The organism is Paenibacillus sp. Soil724D2, assembly GCF_001427935.1.
Classification (GTDB): domain Bacteria; phylum Bacillota; class Bacilli; order Paenibacillales; family NBRC-103111; genus Paenibacillus_E.
The window spans coordinates 395,445-420,380 of sequence record NZ_LMRY01000001.1 but is presented as its reverse complement, the minus strand read 5'-3'; the positions used below and the strand labels follow the sequence as shown (position 1 = coordinate 420,380).

Sequence of the window (24,936 nt, the reverse complement as noted above, 5' to 3'; positions counted from 1 at the left end):
TGGTCTTTTACTATTTTGGAGACTTATGGACGTATAAGATTGAGAAGCAAAGATACATCATTCGGGTCGCCTACTGTGATGATTGTTTTACCAGCAGCGCCGCTAAGGTTTCTAACACGATCACCTCTCTCCGATGTCGTTACAATAACATCAGCACGTCGAATCGAGTCTAATAATTCGTGTTCTGGGGCATCGATATCAATCGTCTGGATCTCAGCAGATGTATTTTTTACAATCTCATCTAAATAAAAGTAGCATGATTGCACCTTGCATTCGACAAACAAATAGGTGGAATGGGTTTTGACAGGTTTGCCATAAAGCTGCAAATAGGCAAACCCTGCCAAAAGTAAGTGCTCTGAGTGATAACCCGCCTCACTTGACTGGGACATCATTTCTTTAACGAATGGATAGTAAGGGTTACTTCGCTTAAATTCTTCGATTTTATTTTCATCTGCTATGCGAGTTCCGCGACCCTTTTGAATGACTAGCAGTCCTTCATCTTTTAATTGAGAGTAAACCCATTGGATAGTATTTCGATTAATAGAAAGATGATCGGCTAATTGGTTAGTCGAAGGAAGATCATCTCCAGGAGAAAGTACTTGGCTGCCAATTAGCAATTTTATTTGTTCTTTTATTTGAATGTTAATTGGTAATGGTGATTGTGAATCAATCGTTATAAGCGAATCTATTTTTAAGGTCAAGGATGATCACCAACTTTCATAAATGACTAGTTATCTGGATATGTTAAGCTTAAACAATTTGTCTATTTGTTGCAAGTAGGGGTTTAAATTAATGATTTCAAATGATTATGTTGACAGGAAGGTAGGTTGAATATTAAAATAGATAACAGGTTAACCAATCAATTAGGTAACATATTAATGGAAACAAAGGAAGGTTGATTGTTATGGAAACAACATCTGTGGTGCAGCAACACAAGGGAATGGGCTCTATACAATTCCTGCCCGTTAATTTATTCGGGTCGGTTATGGGGATCTCGGGTTTGTCTTTAGCATGGAGACAATCTAGCAAACTGTTCGGTACATCCCCAATCATTGCAGAAGTGATTGGTCTCATTGCTGTCATCATGTTTATCGCGCTAAGCATTGCTTACATTTCTAAATGTGTATTATATCCACGTAAAGTTGTGGGGGAATTTACACATCCCATAGCAGGAAATTTTTTCGGTACGATTACAATTGCACTTCTTCTGCTTTCTTCTGTGCTTAGTTCATACAGCCAAAGTTTGGGACAGGTTATTTGGATCATCGGGACTGTGACAACGTTAATACTAAGCTATGTTATCGTTTCTCGATTGTTGAACGGGAACCAAGAACAGGGTAATGCGGTTCCTGCATGGCTTATTCCCGGGGTAGCTACAATCGATGTGGCTGTTGCAGGAGGAACAATGCCATTCACATGGGCACATGAGGTGAATCTCTTGTGTTTGGCTATTGGAGGTATTGTTGCCTTAGTTTTCTTCACCATGATTGTTTCAAGACTCATTCATCAAGCCCCTATGCCAGCAGGGTTAACGCCATCACTGATCATACTGATTGCACCGTTTGAGGTTGGTTTTCTTGGTTATACGAATTTCATGCAGCGTATTGATCAGTTTGCATCAATCTTATTCTATTTTGGTTTATTCTTATTCGTTGTCTTATTTGTCAAAGTGTTCAAAAAGTCGGTACCGTTCGGGGCTTCTTGGTGGGCTGTAAGCTTTCCAATGGCGGCACTTAGTAATGCAGCTTTGAAGTATGCGATGTTTGTAAATTCATGGTTGTTAATGGACATCGCGGCTGTGATTCTTACGTTACTAAGTGTTGTTCTCTTAGTTCTGTTTATTCGAACTCTTATCATTCTCTTCAATGGAAATTTATTAAATGGGTAATTATTCTTGGATACCAGGAGTGCGTACGTTTTGTGTGTCTTTCATTATCATTGCTAAAATTTATCATTATCATAGAAATAGTAATATTGATCAATGGTTTGTATGTTTGTAAAGTCGAAATGTCCTTTGGTTGTTTAATAAGATTCAGATTAAATCTTTCTCTTAACCTTAAGGATTTTGTCATTATAGAGTCGGAATCTGAGTCGGAAGTAATATTTCAATCCAAAATAGAAGGTATGCAAGCTATCATGATTGAAGTGCCTACGGTTACTAATTATCCACTCCATTGGAAATAATAATGTACGTATTAGGAGGATTCTTTTAATGAAATACTTTAAATTAATTAGTTCAATTGCTATTACTTCTTTATTAGTTGGCGGAGCTTCATTTGTATATGCAACAAATTCGGAAGTTTCAGATCCGATAAAAGGAGTCAAAGAACAAATCAATGATATCGGACAACGTGTAAATATCTCTAGTGGACTTGTCGGAGAAAAATTCAAATTCAACGATTCGGGACTGCCAGTAAACACTGCCGGAGGCGTAAGGCCAATTCTTAGCGATATCGTAGGCCATTGGGCTGAAGCAAACATTAAAGACCTTATTGGAAAAGGAATTGTAGACGGGGATAATGATAATCAATTTAACCCCGATAACCCCGTTAATCGTGAAGAATTGGCAACTATGGTTGCAAAAATGTTCAACTTGAAAAACGAGTCAACCAATCAAGATTTTAATGATGTTCCGCTGAACCGCTGGTCATATCATTTTGTGGAAGAAACGAAAGACTTCTTTACTTCCAATCCAAACACGAATGGCGGTATAGACTTTAGTCCTCTACAACATGTAAAAAGAGAAGATGCCGCTGCAGTTATCTTAAAAGCCCTTATCAAACAAAATTCCAAAATTCAGTTACTTGATGCGACATCGGCTGATGACTTGCTGAGCACACGGTTCTCCGATTTAAAAGATATTTCGATTTCGCTTCGTCCTTATGTAGCCACTGCTATAAAAAATAAAGTGATTGAGGGTGAAGATATGAACCTCTTCCTACCTCAGAAGATTATAACCCGTGCTGAAGCAGCGACATTACTTGATCGATTGGTAAATAATGGACTAGTCGCCGACACCGGTTCTGTTGATCATTCAGTCATTTTGGAACAAATGAAAGAGTTAGCCCAAAAAGGGCAAGTCTCAGGAACAGATTTTATTGTAGGCAAAACATTGATCAATGACATCCATCAGAAGCTAGGTCAACCTGATGCAAAGAATACCACAGGTGAATACTCGGAAAGTTACTCATTAGGGATGGGACATGGAAGCTTTACTTTTGTTGTTGGGAAGGGAGAGGTCATTGACGAAATTAGATCATATGGTTCTCTAGCAGACCCATCACGAGATGTTTCCCAATTAACCAGATCCATAATTGAGAAAATATTAGGGAATCCTGATAAGATTGATCAAATCAACAATCAACAAGTTCTTATTTATAATGCTGGAGATTATCAATTGAAATTTAACTTCACTGCTTCCGGTCAAGTAAATGGTGAATCAAGTCTTGACCATTTCGGTGTATATTCTCCTAAAGCAGATACTCCTATGGGAAATAAATAGCACTTGAGCATTTTGTTTAGCAGCAAGGTTTTATAAATGGAGGGTAACGATGTTCCGTTCAACATGGATTTATACACTTCTTATGCTATTGGCAGCATCTTTCTTAGGCTTTACAGCCCCTTTAGTAGATTTCTTATATAATAAAGGCTTCACTATCATGGACTTGACTAATGCACAGTATGGGTTCGCCGTGATTATTTTATGGCTGATGATTTTGCCAGTTATTAAGCGTGTTAAGTTCCCACGAGGGAAGGATTGGCTCTTCATCATAGGAACAGGTATAACATCAGCTTGGGCCATATTTTTCTATTTTAAATCGATAACGCTTCTACCTGTTTCCTTAAGTATTGTCTTGCTCTTCCAAGTCACTTGGATGGTTACATTATTGGATGTTATTGTTAAACGTGTACTGCCATCGCCGCAGAAATGGATAGGAATAGCCTTCATTCTTGGGGGAACGGTATTAGCGGTTGGCTTATTCCAAACGAAGCTTCCGAATCTTTCATTGTTAGCGATCGGATATGGTTTACTAGCCGCACTTTGTTTCGCAATAAGTTTATATTTACCCGAGTATATGAGTAATGAGTCTTCACCGATTGTTCGCGCAGCACTGACCCTTACCATAGGAGCGTTTTCGCTATTTCCGATGTATCCTCCCACATACTTAACATCTGGGGTTTTATGGAATGGACTATTCGGATGGGGGATTATCACAGGTTTAGTCGGACAAGCATTGCCTTTATTATTTATGCTCGTGTCAATTCCGAGAATTGGCGGCAGAATGGCTGGTATACTTAGCGCTGTGGAGCTTCCAATTACAGTTATTAGCGCTTATTTCTTACTTGGCGAAACGATATCCTGGCTTCGATGGGTTGGTGTTATTTTAATCCTACTGGGCATCTGTTTTAGTGAAATATCGAAATCATCGTCTAATAAGAATACGGTCCGGAATCGAAAAGCTTGATGAACCTCAAGCTTTTTTTTTGGTTATATTTGAAATGATTAACGTCAATACTGGTCAGATAATGTGTAGAGGAGTCTGCTAAGTGAGGCCAGCAAAAACACAGCTATCCGCCAATCAAATATTTTGGCTCATGACCACGATGGCTGTTGGTGTAGCCTTATTGTTAACGATTGGTCAAACGATAGCCATTTCTCATAAAAATGCCTGGATCTCCATGTTAATTTGCGGGGGGATCTGCGCATGGGCTGTATATGCAGCCGCGAAGCTTAGTCAACTTTATCCCAATCAATCTTTTGTTGAATATTCACAGTTGATTTTAGGAAAATGGTTAGGAAGCTTTGTGGTACTGATTTATTTTGCTCAATGGTACTCCGTGACAGGTGTGATTATGCGTGAATTGACGAACCGTATGAATTTAATTATGCCTCACACTCCTTCCTGGGTCATTATCGCAGGCATTTTAGCTGTTGTTGTGTACGCAGTTAGTCAAGGTATTGAAGTGATTGGGAGGTGCGCTGAATTTATTGGGCCACTAATCATCTTTATTGTCTTTTTGACGTTACTGCTAAGTTTGAATAACTGGCGCACCGAATACATTTTACCCGTGTTTAAGGACATTCCTCTCATGCCCCTTCTAAAAGGAGCACTTCCGCCTGCAGCAATCATAGGACAGAATGTGATCCTCATTATGCTTATTAAGTTTATGCCCAACCCTAAACCTGGGATTTCAGCTGCAGTTATAGGAACATTCGTAGCAAGTCTTCTGGTTGCTTTGACGACTTTATTTGTGATTACAACCTTCGGACCCCATATGCCTGCAAAGATGTGGTATCCCTATTTTGAAATCATTCGAGTGATCTCGGTTGTTGATTTTATTCAAAATGTGGACGTCATTTTCGTTGTTGTCTGGCTAGCTAGTGTATTCATTCGATTATCGGTTATTTTCTTTGCAGCCTGCTATGGGATGGGGCAATTTCTGAAGCTGAAAAACTGGAAGAACATACTCTGGTTTAATGCTCCTATTGTCTTCATTATTGCACTCTTGCCAAGAAACATTATGGAGTCGGATTACTATTATCCTAAATATTTTACCGAAATGTTTACGCTGCCGATTCTGATCTTGGGTATTCCGTCCTTGCTCTGGATAATTGGGACACTTCGTACTAAAAAGAGCTGACATCTTTTAGTTGCGAGTATGAGCCTCAGATGTCATGCCGGTTAACCGAATCCTTGATTTTACATCTACCGTAACTTGTATTTCCGAAAATCGTTTCTCATAAGAATGGGCGAGCATCTGCCACTCAGCGGGATTTTCTTGATAAAAGGCATCAGCAAAATGAACGACATCCGTTCCCAATTCTTTTACTCTATCTAGGGATTGCATCATTTGCTTCTTTACGGCTAAATTCAATTGCTGCTCTAACTTCGTTTTATCTTGTTGATTAAAAAGACTTAGATCCGGGCAATTATTTTCCGAAACAATAGCATTATTACCAATCTCAACTTTCATCCCCAATTGCTGATGATCCAAAACTGGCTTCAGTTTTTTATTCGTTTGATTCAAAAGAAAAACTATATACTTTTGTTCAGAATTTGGACAAGAGAGTCTTATCGGATATTCTTTATGCTCACCAAGGAACCAAAGCAGTCCCTGACTTTCAGCATCATTCAGGTACCCAGCAAATTTATCTTTATTGAATACAGATAAACCGCTAATCCGAAGTTGTTTCATAATTGTAATTGAATTTTTATCCAGATTTTGAACCGTGTTCCCTGCTTCCTTCAATTTTTTTGATTCAAGCTGATTCTCATCTAGGATATCAACCTTTAATGCGAGGGCTGCAGCGGATGGGCCTTCTAGCCTGCTCATCGTATCTTTTCTTTGCATTTTGTTAGAGAAGGGATGATATCTTTCATAAATCATTTCTTTCATGCCGATTGCTGAGTATTTTTGAAGATCACATTTGGACTGTAAGACTTCTTTAGCCGTTTTAGGCGTTACCATGAGCCATGCATTTCTCCGAAATTGAGGGCTCCGATCTAAAAAGTCCATGAAATCCTGAATGCCTGTTTTGGCAAGCTTCTCACCGATAACAATGATGTTATTGTGAGCAAAAAACATTTTTCTTGGTGTATCTTTGGAAAAATTACGGATGGCTTCCGAGATTGTTTTTCCTTGAGCAAGAATGACAAATGGATTATCCTGTCCTCCATCTTGGCCGCTTTTCTGAGTAGAGGGGCTTACGACCTGTGCAGTAATTAGAAACGGCTCCGGCCCAGAGATGACATCAATTCCCAGACCAATGACAATGGCTAGCTTATCGACTTCTTGCCGATCCCAGCAACCGGCAATCATTAAAAGAATTATGAACATATAGCTTAATCGTAAAGCTATTCTAGTCATTTCATTCCGTTCCTTTCTTCGGTAGTCTGTTTGGTTTTCTCAAACGGACTCTGTTCATTGCCCATATTGGGGCTCGAACAATTAGATCCTTCATACTTCTCCATTTAAATGGAGCAATGGGAGAGAAGTAGGGTACCCCGAACGAACTTAGTGAGCAGAGATGCACCAACAAGGCTAACAAACCAAGCATAATACCATATAAACCAAGGACCGCACCCAATAACATCAAGGGGAACCTCATTAATCGGATACTAATACCTACGCTAAAGGCTGGGATGGTGAAGGAAGCTATAGCTGTAATGGCAACTACGATCACCATCGCAGTAGATACAATACCTGCTTGGACGGCGGACTCACCAATGACTAAAGCACCGACAATGCTTACCGCTTGTCCCACTTGTTTGGGAAGTCTAACCCCGGCTTCTCGTAGCGCTTCAAAGGTAATTTCCATTAACAGTGCTTCAATAAATGTGGGGAATGGTACTCCCTCATGGGATCCTGCTATACTAATGAGTAATTGGGCAGGCAGCATTTCATGATGATAGGTTATGACTGCAATATAGAAAGATGGTAAAACGAGAGCAATAGCAAAGAAAAGATAGCGAATTAATCTAACCGCAAATGCCATTGGAAATCGTTCATAGTAATCTTCACTGGATTGAAAAAATTGAAAGAAAATTGTGGGAATGATTAATACAAAAGGTGAGCCATCGACAAAGAGAACTACTTTCCCCTCCGCCAATTCTGCTGCAGCCTTATCCGGTCTCTCCGTGTGGGCAATTTGAGGGAACAACGTATAAGAATGGTCCTCAATAAGCTCTTCAATATAGGCACTATCGAGAATAGTGTCCACATCTATTTGTGAGAGTCGCTCTCTTACCTCATCTAACACTTCAAGACTTGCTAACCCATGAATGTAGGCAATCACTACTTCTGTTTTTGTTAAAACACCTATTTTGAAAACTTCTGTTTTTAGTTTAGGTGTTTTTAATATTCGGCGAACAAGCGTTGTATTGGTTCTTAAGCTTTCAGTAAATCCTTGTCGAGGTCCACGAACAACGACCTCTGTTTGGGGTTCAGAAACCGTGCGAACCGCACCGCCCTTGGTGCTTATGGATAGGGCGATGGAGATGCGGTCAAAAAGTACGATGGTTTCACCTGTTAAAATTTTATCTACAACGTCACCGATGGTTGTTAGCTCGCTAACCTGAGCAACACTTAAAACACTATTTTTTATTGATTCAAGTATTGATTCCTTATCCGAATCAGGATGAAGTTTCGTACTTGAAGATTTATGTAATAAGGACTCTAAAATTTCATTTTCAAGTTGCTCACGCTCGACTAAGCCATCAACCCAGATCATCTGTGCTTGTATCTTCTGAGACGTCCCGAAAGTAATTTCTCTGAAGACGATTTCACTGCAATTTTCGAATATATCATGTAATTCATAAGCATTCATTGAAAGTGAGCAGTCGAGCTTCTGTTGGGTAGAAGGGGTTGGCGTAGGATGTGAAGATTGTAGTTTTCGTTTCTTTTTCTTTGTAAAAAACAGTGCCAATGTAGATTGCCCTCCCCAATTCATAACGGAAATTCGATCGATATTATTATTCCCTCTGAATTGGATTAGATGCATGATTATTCCAGTATGGATATGCTATGAAAATGAAGGTCTATTCGTAGATATTAACGGTTATCAAGTATCCGGGATGGTCGTCATACAGGCAATAACGAACACTGTTTGAAGTTCGTCTACTGCAATAATTTAAGAAAAACTTTATATTTGCCCTGCTTTTTTCTTAAAAAAACTGCTTTATCCTACAAATATAAGGATGAAGGAGGAAATAGCGATGAGAAGCGGAGCTATTATAAATAGGCAATTCGTTGTATGGATATATTTTCCATTTCATAGTATATTTTAATAGATTCATACAAACGGATACATCGTCAAAAAGCTTTCAGGAAATTTTCAGTTTCATGAAACCTTTTGGAAAGATCTGCCGTCTATTTTATCATACATACAGTTTGGAAATGAAAGGAAGTTATACCAAATGGCAAGCTGGTTTCGCAAAAGAAGCGCAATTGACGCTTTGGCTATCGATGAGGAGCCGCATTCTGATGAACGCTCTTTTCGTCACAGCCAACTTCATTCTCCGTTATTAACGGTCAGTGGTGTACACCGCTCCTTTCAAGTTGGAGGCCAGAAGTTAGAGGTACTGAAAGGGATTGAGATGGAGCTCAAACCGCTGCAGCTTGTCATGCTCAAAGGCCGATCCGGCTCCGGGAAAACAACGCTGCTTAATTTAATTGGGGGGCTTGATCAGCCGAATGAGGGGGAGATTTTGTTTCAAGAGCATGCCTTTCATCTCAGCAGTGACGATGAACGGACGTTGATACGTCGCAAGGAAATTGGTTTTATCTTTCAATCTTATGCTTTAATGCCTTTGCTGTCTGCTTGGGAAAATGTCGAGCTAGCGCTGCGAATGGCAGGTATTCCGCGTTCCCAGTGGAAAGAGCGAGTGAAGCATTGCTTGGAACTCGTTGGGCTTGGCAAGCGGATGCACCATCGTCCGTATGAGCTCTCCGGTGGTGAGCAGCAGCGTGTGGCGATTGCAAAGGCGATTGCGCATCGGCCTTCCCTTATTTTGGCGGATGAGCCTACAGCTGAGCTGGATTCGCAAATGGGGGCGCAGATTATGTCCGTTTTCCGCAGCATTATGAAAGCAGAGCAAGTCACGATATGTATGACAACACATGACCCTACAATTTTGGAGGTTGCCGATCATGTTTACGAAATGGTGGACGGAAGATTCGTCACGTAATTGGACGATGAAGCCATTAGCTGCACTTCTTGTATGTTCAACAATACTATTTGCGTCTGGGTGTTCACTTTTGCCTATGGAGCAGGAAGAAGAATCGCTTCCGACGATTAATCCACCTAAGCTTTCCAAAAAGCCCGAATACACGGTGAAAACGGAAACCCTTGAAACGAAAGTGAGAGGGAGTGGGCGTTTAATGGCTTTGCAAGAGGAGAAGCTGTTTTTCTCCGAAGATATGTCCGCCAAACGGATCAGTGCCATTCTTGTGAAGAATGGGGATTCCGTGGAAAAAGGGCAGCCGATCGCGGAGCTTGATGTATCGGATATGGCGAGCGATCTGAAGCGAAAGAAGCTTCAAACTCGTAAGGATGAGCTTACGATGATCGAAACACTACGTAAAGCGGATGAAATGTCGCCTGAGCAAATCGAGCAGGCCAAGATTGATTTTGAGTTGAAGCGTGAAGAACTGACCAAGCTTGAAACACAAGTTGGTAAAGCGCAGCTGCTCGCTCCGTTCAGCGGAACCATTGTCACTGTAACAGCCAAGAAAGGCGATACCGTGAAGTCCGGAGAATCCGTTGCGACTCTCGCTGATTTGAATGAACTAACTGTGGCCGCAAGTATTAGTGCAGATGATGCGAAGAAAGTAGCTATTGGCATGGATGTGCAGGTAGATATTAATTCTGCCGGCCAGCACAAAGGGAAAGTGAAGCAGCTTCCGAATCCGCAAGCTGGAAACAACAACAATAATAACGGCGGGTTTCCTGGTCAAGGTGGGCAAGGTGAGCAGGACACGATCGATAATTATTTGGTCGTTCAGCTTAGTGAGTTTCCGAAAGGGCTGAATCGAGGAACACCGCTAAGTGTCACGATTATTACACAAAGAAAAGAAAACGCCACGACGATCCCTCTGGCTGCACTTCGCTCGTATTCGGGTCGGAATTATGTCCAAGTCATTGATAATCAAGGAAATAAGAAGGAAGTGGACGTGGAAATTGGTCAGCAGACGTCAACGGATGTGGAGATTGTAAAAGGTCTCACAGCTGGACAGAAAGTAGTGGGTCGCTAATGTCCATGCCGATGCTGCGGTTTTTATTTCGGAAAATGTGGAATACCCGCTGGCTAACGCTCAGCACCTTGCTTGGACTAGTGATGGCTGTTGCTTTTACCACGAGCATTCCGATGTATGCCGATGGGTCACTGAAGCGAGTCGTCGCCAAATCTTTAGAAGAAAAGAGCGAGGGACTTCCAGCAGGCTCATTGCTCATGCGCTATCAAGCTGTTGGGACAGAACGTGCAGGGCTTACAGAGCTCAATGACGTCAATGTGTATATACAAGATGAAATTCCGAAAGATGTTGGCTTTCCATTACAGACCTATGCAAGAAGCTATACCATCAAAGGAGCGCAGCTAACTCCCGCAGATGGGACAAAAGCAGACCCTAGTAAACGTCGACAAATGACATTAACGACATTAAGCGGATTAACCGATCAGGTTGAATGGTCAATCGGCCAGATGGCTTCTGGGCAAGTGCAAAATGGGATATTGGAAGCTGTGGTCCTAGAAGAAGCTTTGTTTCGAAACGATCTGCATGTAGGGGATATATTCAGTTATTCGGTCTCGGGTGCAGGCGGGAGTCAATTGTTAAAAGTGAAGATCGTTGGTTCCTTCAAACCCAAAAGTGAAACGAGTGCTTATTGGTTTCAAGGCTTAGAAGGGTTAGTAAACGCACTTATTATTCATGATGATGTTTTCATGAAAACGTTGTTGACGGAGAAGAAGATTCCGCTTCAACTCGCCAATTGGTATTATGCATTCGATCTGCGGAATATCCAAACCAGTCAATTATCGCCACTTGAGAACCGTTTGGAGCGTCTGGATATCGATTTGTTCCAAAAACTCAAGAATACAAAGGTAGATGTTTCGTTTAAACCGATTCTTACTGAATTTAAAGCTCAAAGTCTACAGATGCAGATTTTATTATTCACATTAGCGGCACCAATGATTGCGATGGTTTTCTACTACATTGTGATGAATGCCAGACAATCGCTTGATCGACAGCGTGGTGTGATTGCCATCCTGCGAAGCCGTGGGGGCAGTACGAAGCAGATTGTGGGAATATACTTTCTGGAAGGTTTATTACTTGGGGCGATTGCACTGCTGATTGGACCCTTCATGGGCTGGTTCATGGCCAAAAGTATCGGCTCTTCCAGCGGATTTCTAACGTTCGTTGATCGTAAATCGATTCCTGTTAGTTTTACGAATGAGGCGATGCTTTACGGCGGGCTCGCAGTTCTGATTGCGATTCTTGCCAGTGTGATTCCAGCTGTCCTTTTCGCAAGATCTTCGATCGTCAACTATAAGCAGCAGCTCGCAAGGTCAGATCGCTCGCCACTATGGCAGCGGTGGTTCATCGATATCGTACTGTTAGGACTTGTTGGCTACGGCTTCTACTTATTTGATCAACGCCAAGTATTGTCCGTACAAACAGGGCTAACGACCGATCAATTACAGGTTCATCCGCTGCTGTTTTTCGTTCCAGCACTCTCGATCTTTGCGCTAGGACTTTTCTTTCTGCGCATTTTTCCGTGGTTGCTGCGATTGTTCGGCTGGCTTGGACGGAAATTCCTTCCCGTGCCGCTATACTTGACGCTTGTTCAGCTTTCACGCTCAGCCAAATCCTACTACCCGCTCATGCTTCTGCTCATTCTTACGCTCGGTCTAGGCGTGTACAATTCTTCGGCTGCACGTACGATCGATCTGAACTCGACGGAGAGGATCATGTATCAATATGGTACCGATGTTGTGCTGCAAACCGTATGGGAAGGATTCTCAGACGAACTGCCGAAGGATCCGAACGCAGGGAAAAGCGGCGGTGGAGCTCAGGGGGGCGGGACATCTGGTGCCGGAGGTAATAACGGTGGCAGCGGTGGCTCTGGAGCGGGTGGAGGCCAAGGTCAAGGTGGTCCGAAACCTGGAGAGGAGGCACCCTCCAAGATTCGTTACGTCGAGCCGCCTTTTCAAATGTTCCGTGATCTTGAGGGCGTCCAGGCTGCGGCCAGAGTTTTGCAAATGAAAGGAAACGTTGTTGTTTCTGGTAAATCAACCGGTCAGGGAATGATCATGGGAATCGATAATGCCGATTTTGCTAAAGTTGCTTGGTTCCGACCCGATTTATTTCCAGCTCATCCGAATCAATACTTGAATTTGCTCGGGAGCTATGAGCAAGCTGTCATTATACCTTCGAATTATGCAAGTAAATATGCGCTTAAAGCGGGTGATCTGCTTTCGATAACCATCGGTCAGCAACCTGTGGAATTCGTGATTGTTGGTATCCTGCCATATTGGCCGAGTCAATATCCGGATCAGGCTCCATTTTTCATAGCAAATTTGGATTACATATACGATCAGGCACCTACTACTCCCTATGAAGTATGGCTCAAAATGAAACCTGACGCTAAAGTTGCACCGATTGTTGCAACTCTGCAAGCCAAAGGGATTGAGCTAGCCTCCGTAAAGGATGTACGTAACGAGCTTATTGTTCAGAAGAAGCTTCCAGCAAGAGGCGGCGTCTTTGGCATTCTTAGCCTGGGCTTTCTTGTCTCTGTGATCGTGTCCTTAATCGGCTATATGCTGTATTGGTTCTTCAATTTATCCAGCAGAGTTGTACAGTTTGGGGTGCTTCGCGCCATGGGGCTTTCCCGCAAACAATTGACTGGCATGCTGCTCCTTGAGCAAGGCTTTACAGCTGGGTTGTCCATCGCGTTAGGCATCGGAATTGGTAAATTAACGAGTTATTTCTTCCTGCCCTTCCTTCAAACTTCCCAGAATGTGAAGACGCAGGTGCCGCCGTTCCGAGTTGTTTTCGATTCCAAAGACACCTATCAGCTATATTTCGTGGTTGCTTTCATGATGATAACAGGGGCACTGCTGCTGTTCTTACACATTAGAAGGCTGCGCGTTCATCAGGCTGTGAAGCTGGGAGAGGAGAAATAGCGTGATTACTTGCGAAGGCTTAGTCAAAATTTATAAAACAGACGAGATTGAAGTTGTCGCTTTGCAAGGGCTAAACATTCAGATCGATGCCGGTGAGCTTATGGCCATTATCGGGAATAGCGGAAGCGGCAAGTCCACATTGCTGAACATATTAGGAGGGCTTGATCGCCCCTCTGCAGGTCAAGTGAAAGTCGGCGATTGGGATTTACTGAAGATTACTGATAGGCAGCTGGTTGATTACAAACGACATACGGTCGGCTTCATCTGGCAAAATAATGCGCGCAATCTTGTCTCTTACCTCACCGCGCTCGAGAATGTGGAAATGCCAATGATGCTCAGCGGGAACTATGACCCTGTCTACGCGAAACAGTTGCTTGAATGGGTGGGCCTCAGCCACCGCTTGAATAACAAGCTGCAAGAACTGTCAGGTGGGGAACAACAGCGCGTGGCTATTGCGATTTCGCTTGCAAACCGTCCGCGTTTGCTGCTAGCGGATGAACCAACGGGGTCGGTGGATACGAAGACGGCGGATATGATTCTTTCTATTTTCCAACGGCTGAATAAAGAATTGGGAGTGACGATTGTCATTGTTACCCATGATATGTCCATGGCAGGCAAAGTAGGGCGAGTCGTTGCCATTCGAGACGGTATGACAAGTTCGGAGTTTATTGCCCGCAATCCTTCGTTTTCGACGCTTGATGGAACATCGGCTGGGCTCACAAGTGAAGACCATGAGGAATATGTGGTTCTAGACCGTGCGGGACGGTTGCAGGTTCCGAAGGCCTACTTGAACGCACTGCAGATTGACGGTAAAGCTACGATGGAGTTTGACGGCGAGAAAATTATGATTAAAGCACCGAAAGATTTATCTACGAGTGAAGATAACGAACGAATGGAATCAAATTCACAAACCGTTGGAGGAAAATCAAAATGAAAAAGTTATCGCGTAAAATGCTTGCTACAACCCTAACACTGGTTATGGTAGCTCCACTAGCTGTTGCTTGTACCAAAGGGGAAAAAACCGATGATAAACAGGAGCGCGTGCTTAAGATCGCGACTTCTATGATGTACGGAGGTGATGATGAGTATTTCAGACAACAATTCACCGAAATATTTGAATTCGCCAATCCCAATATTAAGATTGAAATGATTCCAACGATGGATGAGAAGTACCGCTATGGCAACATTCAACCTGGAGAGAAAATGCCCGATCCAATGGAGAAGCTGAAGGAAGTGATGCAGGGTGATAATCCGCCGGATGTGGTTATGCTTGGATATGAACAGCTGCCGGAAATGATTGAAAGCAACATGCTCACACAGCTGGATCAACGAATAACGAAAGATAAATTCGACACCGCAGGAATCGTTCCGGCGGTTATCGATGGCATGAAAAATGCAGGCGGCGGGAAGCTTTACGCACTTGCTCCGACATTCAGCTCTTCGGCACTCATTTATAACAAGAAAATGTTCACAGATGCGGGAGTCGATTTTCCGAAGGATGGGATGACATGGGATGAAACTTTCGATCTTTCCAAACGCCTTGTTAAAGGGGAAGGAGAGAGTCGAATCAATGGTTTCTCCTTTACAACGCAATCTCAAGGCGGAGATTTGTTCTATGGCATGCAAATGTACACAGCTCCACTGCAATTGAAAATGTTTGATGATGCCGGTGAGAAAATGACGGTGGATACGGACCAATGGGAAAAAGTTTGGACAAAAATGGCTCAGATGCAAAAAGAAAAAGTGTTCCCAGAGATGATGGATCCGCAAAAGCAAATGAACCGTCAGTATGATCAAAATAACCCTTTTGCGTATGATGATTTCATGTCAGGCCGATTGGCTATGGCGATTATCAATTATGGTCAAATTCAACAGCTTGCGAATGCTAACAAAAATGCAGCCAATTTTAAAGGCTATACACCAATCGAATGGGATGTCGTAACGATCCCATCCCATCCGGAAGCAAAAGGTGTTGGCGGATCCATCTATATGAATGGTATTATGGGTATAAATGCCAAAGCGCAAAACCCTGATGATGCTTGGAAATTCATAAAATTCATTAATGGCGAGGATTGGGCAAAATTGAAATCTCATAGCTCCTATAACTTGGTTGCCCGCTCCAAATATTTGAAGCCCAAAGATGGATTGGACTTCCATATGGAAGCTTTCTACAATGTGACACCAGCTCCAATGGATAATAACACGAAAATTTATCGCACTAATCCTAACATTTATCAGGTACAAGAAATTGGTCATACTCAGTTTATGAATGTCCTTCAAGGGAAAACGACAGCTCGCGAAGCGCTCAAGCAATGGCAAACCCAGGGCGATGCGATGCTTAAACAAATGAAGGAAAACCCGAATACGCCTATGAACCCGATGATACAACAGGCTGTACCTGCTGGCTAAGGCAGGAGGGAATTTCAAATAAGATCATATTATGAAGGAGGAATCTCATTATCATGTACATCAAGAAACGCTATCGCTTGGCAACCATTGCCTTGTCTGCCGCATTGGCGCTCGGAGCTGTAACGCCTGTTTTGGCAGATAGCAGTCCATCTGCTATAACTACGACTATCGGTAAGGTTTCCATCACAGGCAGCAGTTACTTTGAATTGAAACAGATCCATGTTTTGCCTGATCAAAACGGGAAGCTCGCGACATTTACCATTACGATTCACAACGAAGGGAGCAGTGAGCTGCAATTTATTGATTATTGGGTTCGTTTGAAAAGCAAATCCGGCAATCAATTTTCAGCACGCTTGCTGCCTGCAGATAAGGATAAGAACCGGGTTGCTCCCGGTTCAACGACAGATTTAACGTTCTATGCGACCGTTAATACAAGCACGAACTTGCAAGATCTTGCTGTCCAATTTATCAAATGGGATTTTAGCCAGTCCAATTTTGAACGTGTCCTGGGTGAAGTCGCGGTACCGGATACCTATACAGATGTTACGCCTTCAGATGGTGCTGCAGTAATTTCTGTAAATGGAACCAACGTGAAAGCTTCAATTAAAAAGTTTGTCAGTAACAAGAATGAAAAATATCACGTTCCCACCGTATATTTGACTTTAGAGAACGCTGGCAATCATACCGTTACCATTCCTTCTTACCTCTTCTCGATTCGCACGAAAGAAGGTCTGCTTTATCCGCTGGAAGCCAAAGGATTGAAAGATTTGAAGATCAATCCGAAGGAAACCAAAGAAATTCAGCTATCCGGTTCTATTCCGGTAGCCGTTACCGCGGAAGCTTGGCAATTGGCAGTTGCAGAAACAATTCCTGACTTGAAATTGAATGTTTCCGTTGCGAATTTTGGGCTACCTGCCGTTACACAGCAAGAAGGCGGCTCTGTAGGTAAGGAGTATTCCTTCACAAGTAAATCAGGTATTTATACAACGCAGCTTAATGGCTTGCACCGACTGCCTTGGGAAGATCAAGATCTGTTAACGGCCGATTTGACACTAAGTAATAAAGGTGAGGAGTCACTTCCTATCCCGAAATTATCAGGGTATTTCCTTCTTGATGGCGCTGTGAAAATCGATGCCAAGCTCATTCAGACGGCTAAAGTAATCGGATTGGGAGCAGGAGCGAGCGTTAATTTGCAAATTGCTGGTAAAGTGCCATATACATATGAATTTTCTCAAATTAAATTAGTTCTTCAAGAGAATGAAGGAGATACACCTCCGACAGGAACGGATACTGGTACAAGCAGTACTGCAGCAACGGATGTGCTGGAGTTTTCCACACAGGCGGAGCTTCAGGCCATTCCTTTCATTGGTATGGGGCAGTCCTACACATCCAATGATATTGGACGTAAAGCGAAGTATGTAGTTCGAAGTGTATCCACTTATGAGGATAAAACGAATATCATGTACTCCGCTATGGTGGAAGCAACCAATTTGGAGAAGCGTTTCACGAATGTATCTAAGTTCGTCGCCAATTTCCGATCATCGGATGGAACGGTTTTCCCGGCAACTGTCGCTGAAGTAAAGAACAAGATTAGTCCAACTGGAAAAGCGTTATTAAATGTATGGGCTTCTGTGCCAAAAGGTTACACCACAGCAAATTTGAGCTTACTTCTTGGAGAAGCAGTGACAGAAGGGAAGTTGTCAGAAGGGGAGAAAGCCGTTGCAGATTCCTATGTGAACCCAGTTTCCTACTGGCTGCCTGATGAGAAGACGAATGTTGCGACAACGCTTAAAAATGTAGAATTATTCCCCTATACCATTACGATTGATAAAATTGGGACATCGATTGAGGATAAAGTATTTACTATAAAATTCAACTACGAGCTAACGAAAGAAAAACTGACAGAGATTAATACCGAAGGCCATAACTTGCTGCTTGTTTTTGAAGATGGCGGTGGGATTAAACGATTTGAGAAAAAGTTTGATTTCAAAGATTTCGACGTTATCAACGGGGACTCAACCGCTGATGAAGATACGAAGATGCGTCTTGGTAAGCGAGAGAATTTCAAGATTACAAATCCAGATCCGGGTCTCATTTATAACACCAAATTCTTAGAGAAGTATACACTCAGTATTTATGACGAGTTTCAAGGCCAGAGAAAGCTGCTGGCCACACAGAAAGCTGATTGGTTTATCACTACGGACTAATTCATTATTGGAAGCGAGGGCATTCAGCCTTCGCTTTTTTCATTTTGGTCACAAGAAGTCATAAGTGTTTAGCTGCTCATATGACCAATATATGACTGGAATATGACTTCACTCACCTGTTTTTATCAAAATGAAGAGCTATAATAAATCCTGACCGAGAAAAAAATAAAATTTTCAATTCTAGTTTATGTTTTGTTAAGAAATTCCAAGTATGATAATTGAGTGAGAACGAAGGATGTAGGTATTAAAGCTGGTGATAGGGGAGAAGTGAGAATGTCTAAGTTAACCGAGTTTTCAATGAAAAATGTGGCAGCGGTTTTCATCGTCATGCTGCTGTTGGTCGTAGGAGGAACGTTTTCTACAACCACATTAAAGGTAGAAAGTATGCCAGATATTACATTTCCGGTCGTCATTATTAGCACTACATATGTAGCACCTCCGAAGGATGTGCTGGATGAAATTACAAAGCCGCTAGAGAAGGCTGTCGCAGGGTTGGATGGACTCAAAACCCTGAGCTCCGGATCACAGGACAATTATTCACAGATTATCCTGGAGTTAGACCAAGACAAGAAGCCTGAAGATGTTAAGAAAGATGTGGAGAGCCTGATCTCCAATGTTAAGCTGCCTCAAGGCTCTGAGAAGCCTAAAGTGTTAACAGCAGGCTTTTCTTCCGAACCGGTCTATTACTTAGCGGTTTATGGTGAGGCGGGAATGAACCAAACCGAGCTGGATAAAGCCTACAAAGACACGATTCTTCCTGGCTTTAATGCGCTTAAAGGGATCGACCATATCGATTCTGTAGGCAATCAGGATGCAGTACTTACCATTAAGCTGGATGCGCCTGCGATAAATAATTATGGTCTAACGCCAGCAGATGTATCGGGTTTGATCAAAGCCTCATTGGTATCTAGCCCTGCGGGTACGGTAGATTTCAATGGAAACACGCAGATGGTTCGAGTCAAAGGTGAAATGGATACGATTTACAACTTGGACAATTTGAAAATCACAACGAAAACAGGCGATACGCTTCTTCTCAAACAAATTGCTAAAGTTGAAGCTATCAGCGAGTCCAAGTTCATTGCAAGATTAGATGATCAACCAGCCATTGGCGTGTTGCTTTACAAAACGAAAGCAGCGAATGCTGTAGAGTTTGCAGATAGTGCAGATAAGCTGATGACAGATTGGGGACAAACGCTGCCTGGCGTGAAATTCCACAAAATTTATAATTCAGCCAACGATATTAAAGACTCCATCCACGGTATGGTGCAAGAAGGCGGATTAGGCGCAGTGCTTGCCTCATTAATGATCTTGCTCTTCCTGCGTAATATACGTATGACGATCATCGTACTTGTTTCGATTCCTCTTTCCATTCTTGTTACCTTACTAGTCATGGGACCTCTAGGCATTTCCCTTAATATCATGACGTTAGGAGGAATGGCCATTGCAGTCGGGCGGGTCGTGGACGACAGTATTGTCGTTATTGAGAATATCTACAGTCAACTGCAAAGAGCTCAAGAGCGTAACGAATCTGTTATTAAATTAGCGACAAAACAGGTTTCTAGTGCGATTACTTCCTCTACAATTACAACAGTGGGTGTATTTGGTCCCATTGGATTTGTTAGCGGGGTAGTTGGTGAAGTATTCCGTCCTTTTGCAATTACACTTGTCGTTGCCTTGATGTCTTCATTGATCGTTGCATTAACGGTGATCCCGATGCTTGCGAAGCTAATGGTACTTCGAAGCAAGAAGCTTACCAATCACGATGATAATCACGTGGGACCTATGGCCGAGAAATACAAAAAAGCAATTATATGGTCATTAAATAACCGCATCAAAACATTATTGATGGCTGGTGTTGCCCTTATACTCTCGATCATCATTACAGTTCCTAATTTAGCTGTGGCTTTCATGCCCAATAGTGAAGCCGTTAAACAAGGGGTTATCGAGATTAAAATGCCACGAGAAACATCGATCGAAATGATGAATGAGAAGGCCAAAGAACTTGAAAAAGACTTGAAATTACATACGGACAAAGCTGGCAAACCCGCATTCAAGTATATTGAATCCCTTGTAGGTTATAACCAGAGCAGTGACCGATATGCTTATCGAGCGATGATGTTTTTCGAGCTAACAGCAGAAACCGATGCGACGGAAGGTGTCAAAAAGTACAAGGAAGATATGTTGAAACTGATGCCTCCAGGATCCGATGCGAATATACAATTGTTTACCGGTGGACCTCCTACCTCAACTGGATCCGATTTCTCTTATTCCCTTAAAGGGGATGACCAGCTTTATCTCAAGCAAGCATCGCAGCTGGTTAAAGACAAGTTGAAGGAGTTCCCTGAGCTTAACGATATTAAAGATAGCTTGAGTGATTCCAAAACCGAAGTAGAGATTACAGTAGATCAAAACAAAGCACGGTTGTATGGACTCTCGAGTGCTCAAATCTTACAATCGGTCAACGCCTGGATTGCGGAAGAGAAGCTTGGCGATCTTAAATTTAATAACGTCACCTATGCCACCAAAGTTATGTTGAATCCTGCTTACAAGAATTCTGTGGATAAACTGGGTACTTTCTTAGTTAAGACTCCTACCGGTCAAACGATTCAGTTAAATGAAGTCGCTCGAGTCAAGCAGATTGAAGCGCCAAATAACATTAGTCGTGAAGACCAAGAGCAAATCGTCAGTGTAAAAGCGAAAATTGATGCCACGGATAAAGGCGGCGTCAGCAAGAAAATTACGGAAGAGTTAGCCAAGTTAGAACTTCCTTCAGGCGTTACTAGGGAAGTGAAAGGCGTATCCGATGATATTAATAAAAGCTTTATGCAAATGTTTATGGCCATCATCGCTTCCATCTTCATTGTTTACATGGTTATGGTTATTGCCTTTGGAAACGCTAGAGCACCGCTTGCCATTCTGTTTTCACTGCCGCTTGCTGCAATTGGTGGCCTTTTGGGACTCCTAGTAACGGGCGAATCGATCAATGTAACTTCACTCATCGGTTTCCTCATGCTGATCGGTATCGTTGTTACGAACGCGATTGTACTCGTAGACCGTGTACAACAGCTTAGAGAACAAAATTATTCGATTCGTGACTCCCTTATTGAAGCGGGAATTACGCGGTTAAGACCTATTATCATGACGGCAGGTGCAACAATCATTGCATTATTGCCCCTTGGACTTGGATTATCCAAAGGAACGATTATTTCCAAAGGTTTGGCTGTCGTTGTTATTGGTGGTCTTACAACTTCAACGCTACTAACACTCGTAATTGTGCCTATTATGTATGAGATCTTATTTAAGAAAAGAGAAGGCCGCCTCTTCAAGAAAAAAGGAAAGTCGAATTCTATTCAATCGGAGCAAGCAACATCTGCCCTCCAATAAGCTAAACAGGGGAAAAGGAGAAAACGAATATGAAACGTCAGTTGTTTATGATAAAACAGAGTACTAAATTATTCGGTGTCGTCGCGCTCAGCGCGGCGATAGCCGTAGGATGTTCCGCATCACCAGCAGCAAGCCCAGCAGCAACAACTGCTGCAGCAGAGCAAGGGGTTAAGGTAGTAAAAACGGCCAAAATTGCCAAGCAAAAGATTGGTGAGCCTGTCGAACAAGTCGGAGACGTAGTATCATCCGTTCAATTAGATATTGTCGCGAAGTCTGGTGGCGAAGTCATTGAAATCGTGAAGAAACGCGGAGATATCGTAGAGAAGGGCGATGTGCTTTTCCGTTTGGATCCAACGGATGTTTTGATTCAGAAGGATTTGAATTCTGTTAATATAAAAGGTGCGCAAGCAGGACTTACAGAGGCTAAACAGAGGAATTCGAACGGGATTGAAGATGCCAAGGATGGCGTTTCTAAGTTGGAGACCTCCGTTAGTGATCTAGAGAAAGCCTACAACACGGTTCGCAATGAATATGATCTGGGCACAGCAACGAAATCTCAACTAGAGCAGGCGGAAACGGCGCTTATTAATAAAAAGAAAGATTTAGCAAGCGCACGTAGATCACTGAAAACACTGCAAGAGACGAATTCACTCGCACAAGTAGAGACTAGTTTAGAAACAGCGCAAGTAAATGCGCGGAATATTGAGAGGACTCTTAGCAATCTTGAGGTAAAAGCACCTGCTTCCGGCGTGTTAACGGATCTCAATATTACTGTCGGTCAAACGTTAGCGCCAGGTGGCCGCGTAGGGGAAGTTCAACAGACGAATCCGGTCAAAATCAAATCTCAGCTTACCGAAGCATCGGCTAACCTTGTTAGAGGCAAAAGCGAATTGACTTTCTACATACCAGGGGTAACGACGAAAGCCGGAGCCAAAGTGATTTACTTATCGGATGTGATTAACGGACAATCCAAAGCTTATGATCTGGAATTGGAGGTTCCAAATCCGGATGGCAAGCTGAAACCAGGCTCCAAGGCACAAGTAGAACTCACCAAAGATGATGAACAAAACGTACCTGTCGTTCCAAGTCTTAGCATCGTCCGCGAAGGCGGTAATAATTTTGTCTTTGTTGTGAATGGTGAAACGGTACAGAAGCGTAAAGTTGAACTTGGCCGTTTGAATGAGACCAATCAGGAAGTTATTTCCGGCGTCAAAGAAGGCGAAATTCTTGTTATCTCCGGTCAACATCAACTAAAAGATCAAGATAAAGTAAAAATCGGTAACTAACAGAAGCCTAAAAAGGAGAGACTTTGAGCTCCTGCTCAAAGATCCCTATAATTGGAGGAGAAATAAGTGAATAAGACGATGAAGAGATCACTAGCTACCATTGTTCTAACAGCAGCACTTTTAACTACAGCATCTTTTCCTGCATGGGCTGCGGATGATCTGAACTTGGCAGCAGCAGCTGCAGCAAATACAAATATAAGCTATGCGCTAAAGGATAAGATTGAGGTCGAAATTAAAAGCATGCTCAATGAGCACGAGTCGGATTCAACGAAATTGGGTGCCGTAATTCGAATTAAAAATACGAGTGGTAAAATCTCTCGTGTACCTGACTTTGAACTGCGGGTTCGGATGGCTGATGGCATCGAATATACGCTGCAGCCAAGTGCCAAAAACCCTAAATCTATTCAACCCAAGAGCCAGCAGGAACTCAGCTACCTAACGACGGTTGAAAGGACTGACGATGTTGCTCTTACCGATCTCAGCTTTGTAGATGTGAATCTTGAGGTATATCCAAAAGAAGAAACAACACTGCTTACTGTGGCCGTTGACTCTGGTATCGTATGGAATGGCAGTGACAGCACCATAACGAAACCAACCGCGATCCTGAAATGGGGAGAAGCGTTTACCTTACCTTCTTTGCGCTCGACTCTAGGATTCATACCTGTGGACATTCATAAGGAAATCACAGCCAAAGGCGTTTCCACAGTTGTTCAAATTCAAGTCGTGAATCCGACCAAAGAACGTCAAACCGTACCTAACTTTGGGATTGATGGGAAAACAGAAAATAACGTTTATTCCGGCAGTCGCGCCGAAGCTTCCGTCGTACTAGATCCAGGTGAGAAGAAATATATCCATATTGTTATTCCAACAGATCTAGATACGGAATTTACTAGCTTGAATGTAGTGACACCAGAGAGTTTTGCCACTGCAACGGGTGATGGAAAGTTCCACGAAGACACCTATCGGGTAGGACGTGTTAATATTCTTCTCCCTACAGGAGCTGTGACGCAGGGAGTCATTCCAGCCCCTGAATATACCTTAGGTACACCAGTTAAACTGGATTCTACGAATAAATTCGTTCCTTCCAATGTCGATGTTTCGCTGGTTGAATTACATGTAACAAGTAATGAAGACGATGGCTTTAATACGGCAGTGGCGAAGTTTAAACTGACGAACAACAGTGACCGTCCGATCCCAATTCCGGCGATCCAAACGGAGCTTGTTAGTAAAGATGGTTATGCATACGGAGGCAGAAGACAGGAAGCTACTGCACTAAGTGTTGTTCCTAATGCCTCGTATGTCGTTAGTTATTCGTATGCACTTCCAGCATCTGAAAAAGGTGAAGGCCTCAAAATGAACCTTTACAGCCAACAAGTGAGTGGAGAAACGACTTATAAATCACTGCTTGCGACGGCGAAAGTACCTGTTCAGAAGAATGATCCAACGAGCAAAACTTTGAACGTGTATCCGTATGGTATTACTATTAAAGATTGGACAATTTCAGCTATTTTCCAAGGTAATATGACGTATGATTATAAGCTGAAGCTGGATCTGGACATTAAACCAGATAAGGAAGTAACGGTAGATAAGTTTAATAGTAAGCTCTCATTCGAATTATTCGATAATGTTGGAAATCCGGTTGGAAAATCAGTTGAAGCCTTGTCAGGCGAAGGACGTTTGTACAATGGAACAAACACAATTAACCTAAATGCAAGATCCAACCAGCTGGACTTTCCGATTCAGGTCAAAGTATTTGAGACTTTCACGAACGAATATGGTGAATCTGTTAAACGGTTGTTGACTACTTTCAAACAATAGATAATTCAACGAAAAAGCTACTTGGAGCTGATCTCTAGATCACTTTCAAGTAGTTTTTTTGCTTTATATTGAGCGGTAACTCATTGCTTAGGGTGGAGTGCTCATAAGCTGGCCTTATTTTGGATAAGATAGGATTAACGATATGAACAT

At 42.6% G+C, this 24,936-nt stretch carries 16 protein-coding genes; 13 read left to right on the top strand and 3 right to left on the bottom strand.

Annotation, left to right across the window (positions count from 1 at the left end):
• Positions 1-23: 23 nt before the first annotated feature.
• Positions 24-701: a GntR family transcriptional regulator gene (locus ASG85_RS02055; protein ID WP_057303016.1), complete on the bottom strand. Its 678-nt coding sequence runs from the start codon at positions 699-701 to the stop codon at positions 24-26.
• 203 nt (positions 702-904) lie between these two features.
• Here ASG85_RS02055 and ASG85_RS02050 point away from each other — a divergent pair, with 203 nt between their 5' ends.
• From ASG85_RS02050 to ASG85_RS02030, 4 genes are all read left to right on the top strand, one after another.
• Positions 905-1,888, top strand: coding sequence for an SLAC1 anion channel family protein (locus ASG85_RS02050; protein WP_060645237.1), 984 nt, complete (start codon positions 905-907; stop codon positions 1,886-1,888).
• Positions 1,889-2,212: 324 nt separating this feature from the next.
• Positions 2,213-3,502 carry a DUF4309 domain-containing protein gene (locus ASG85_RS02040; RefSeq protein ID WP_057303013.1) on the top strand — a complete coding sequence of 430 codons (1,290 nt, stop codon included), beginning with the start codon at positions 2,213-2,215 and terminating at the stop codon, positions 3,500-3,502.
• Positions 3,503-3,551: 49 nt separating this feature from the next.
• A complete protein-coding gene (locus ASG85_RS02035; RefSeq protein ID WP_060645236.1) occupies positions 3,552-4,466 on the top strand; it encodes an EamA family transporter in 915 nt (304 codons plus the stop codon).
• An 82-nt stretch (positions 4,467-4,548) separates the two neighbouring features.
• Positions 4,549-5,643 (top strand): GerAB/ArcD/ProY family transporter, encoded by a 1,095-nt coding sequence (locus ASG85_RS02030; RefSeq protein WP_057303011.1) that lies wholly within the window; start codon positions 4,549-4,551, stop codon positions 5,641-5,643.
• A 6-nt stretch (positions 5,644-5,649) separates the two neighbouring features.
• Here ASG85_RS02030 and ASG85_RS02025 read toward each other — a convergent pair whose 3' ends face one another.
• Both ASG85_RS02025 and ASG85_RS02020 read right to left on the bottom strand, forming a co-directional pair.
• Positions 5,650-6,870 (bottom strand): Ger(x)C family spore germination protein, encoded by a 1,221-nt coding sequence (locus ASG85_RS02025; RefSeq protein ID WP_057303010.1) that lies wholly within the window; start codon positions 6,868-6,870, stop codon positions 5,650-5,652.
• 1 nt (position 6,871) lies between these two features.
• Positions 6,872-8,428, bottom strand: a complete 1,557-nt coding sequence (locus ASG85_RS02020) for a spore germination protein (protein WP_057303009.1) — start codon at positions 8,426-8,428, stop codon at positions 6,872-6,874.
• A gap of 490 nt (positions 8,429-8,918) precedes the next feature.
• Here ASG85_RS02020 and ASG85_RS02015 point away from each other — a divergent pair, with 490 nt between their 5' ends.
• The 9 genes from ASG85_RS02015 to ASG85_RS01975 all read left to right on the top strand — a co-directional run bounded on the left by ASG85_RS02015 (position 8,919) and on the right by ASG85_RS01975 (position 24,786).
• A complete protein-coding gene (locus tag ASG85_RS02015) occupies positions 8,919-9,689 on the top strand; it encodes an ABC transporter ATP-binding protein (RefSeq protein WP_082562140.1) in 771 nt (256 codons plus the stop codon).
• On the top strand, positions 9,652-10,755 hold the full coding sequence (locus ASG85_RS02010; protein ID WP_063860117.1) for an efflux RND transporter periplasmic adaptor subunit: 1,104 nt from the start codon (positions 9,652-9,654) through the stop codon (positions 10,753-10,755). The genes ASG85_RS02015 and ASG85_RS02010 overlap by 38 nt, the downstream gene beginning before the upstream one ends.
• On the top strand, positions 10,755-13,682 hold the full coding sequence (locus ASG85_RS02005; protein WP_414858659.1) for an FtsX-like permease family protein: 2,928 nt from the start codon (positions 10,755-10,757) through the stop codon (positions 13,680-13,682). Before ASG85_RS02010 ends, ASG85_RS02005 begins: the two co-directional genes overlap by 1 nt.
• Before the next feature lies 1 nt (position 13,683).
• Positions 13,684-14,616, top strand: a complete 933-nt coding sequence (locus tag ASG85_RS02000; protein ID WP_082562139.1) for an ABC transporter ATP-binding protein — start codon at positions 13,684-13,686, stop codon at positions 14,614-14,616.
• On the top strand, positions 14,613-16,091 hold the full coding sequence (locus tag ASG85_RS01995; protein ID WP_057303008.1) for an ABC transporter substrate-binding protein: 1,479 nt from the start codon (positions 14,613-14,615) through the stop codon (positions 16,089-16,091). Before ASG85_RS02000 ends, ASG85_RS01995 begins: the two co-directional genes overlap by 4 nt.
• A 53-nt stretch (positions 16,092-16,144) precedes the next feature.
• On the top strand, positions 16,145-18,298 hold the full coding sequence (locus ASG85_RS01990; protein WP_057303007.1) for a hypothetical protein: 2,154 nt from the start codon (positions 16,145-16,147) through the stop codon (positions 18,296-18,298).
• Positions 18,299-18,571: 273 nt separating this feature from the next.
• Positions 18,572-21,682: an efflux RND transporter permease subunit gene (locus tag ASG85_RS01985; RefSeq protein ID WP_057303006.1), complete on the top strand. Its 3,111-nt coding sequence runs from the start codon at positions 18,572-18,574 to the stop codon at positions 21,680-21,682.
• Positions 21,683-21,711: 29 nt separating this feature from the next.
• On the top strand, positions 21,712-22,968 hold the full coding sequence (locus tag ASG85_RS01980; protein WP_060645235.1) for an efflux RND transporter periplasmic adaptor subunit: 1,257 nt from the start codon (positions 21,712-21,714) through the stop codon (positions 22,966-22,968).
• A 66-nt stretch (positions 22,969-23,034) separates the two neighbouring features.
• Positions 23,035-24,786, top strand: coding sequence for a hypothetical protein (locus tag ASG85_RS01975; RefSeq protein WP_060645234.1), 1,752 nt, complete (start codon positions 23,035-23,037; stop codon positions 24,784-24,786).
• Positions 24,787-24,936: the final 150 nt, after the last annotated feature.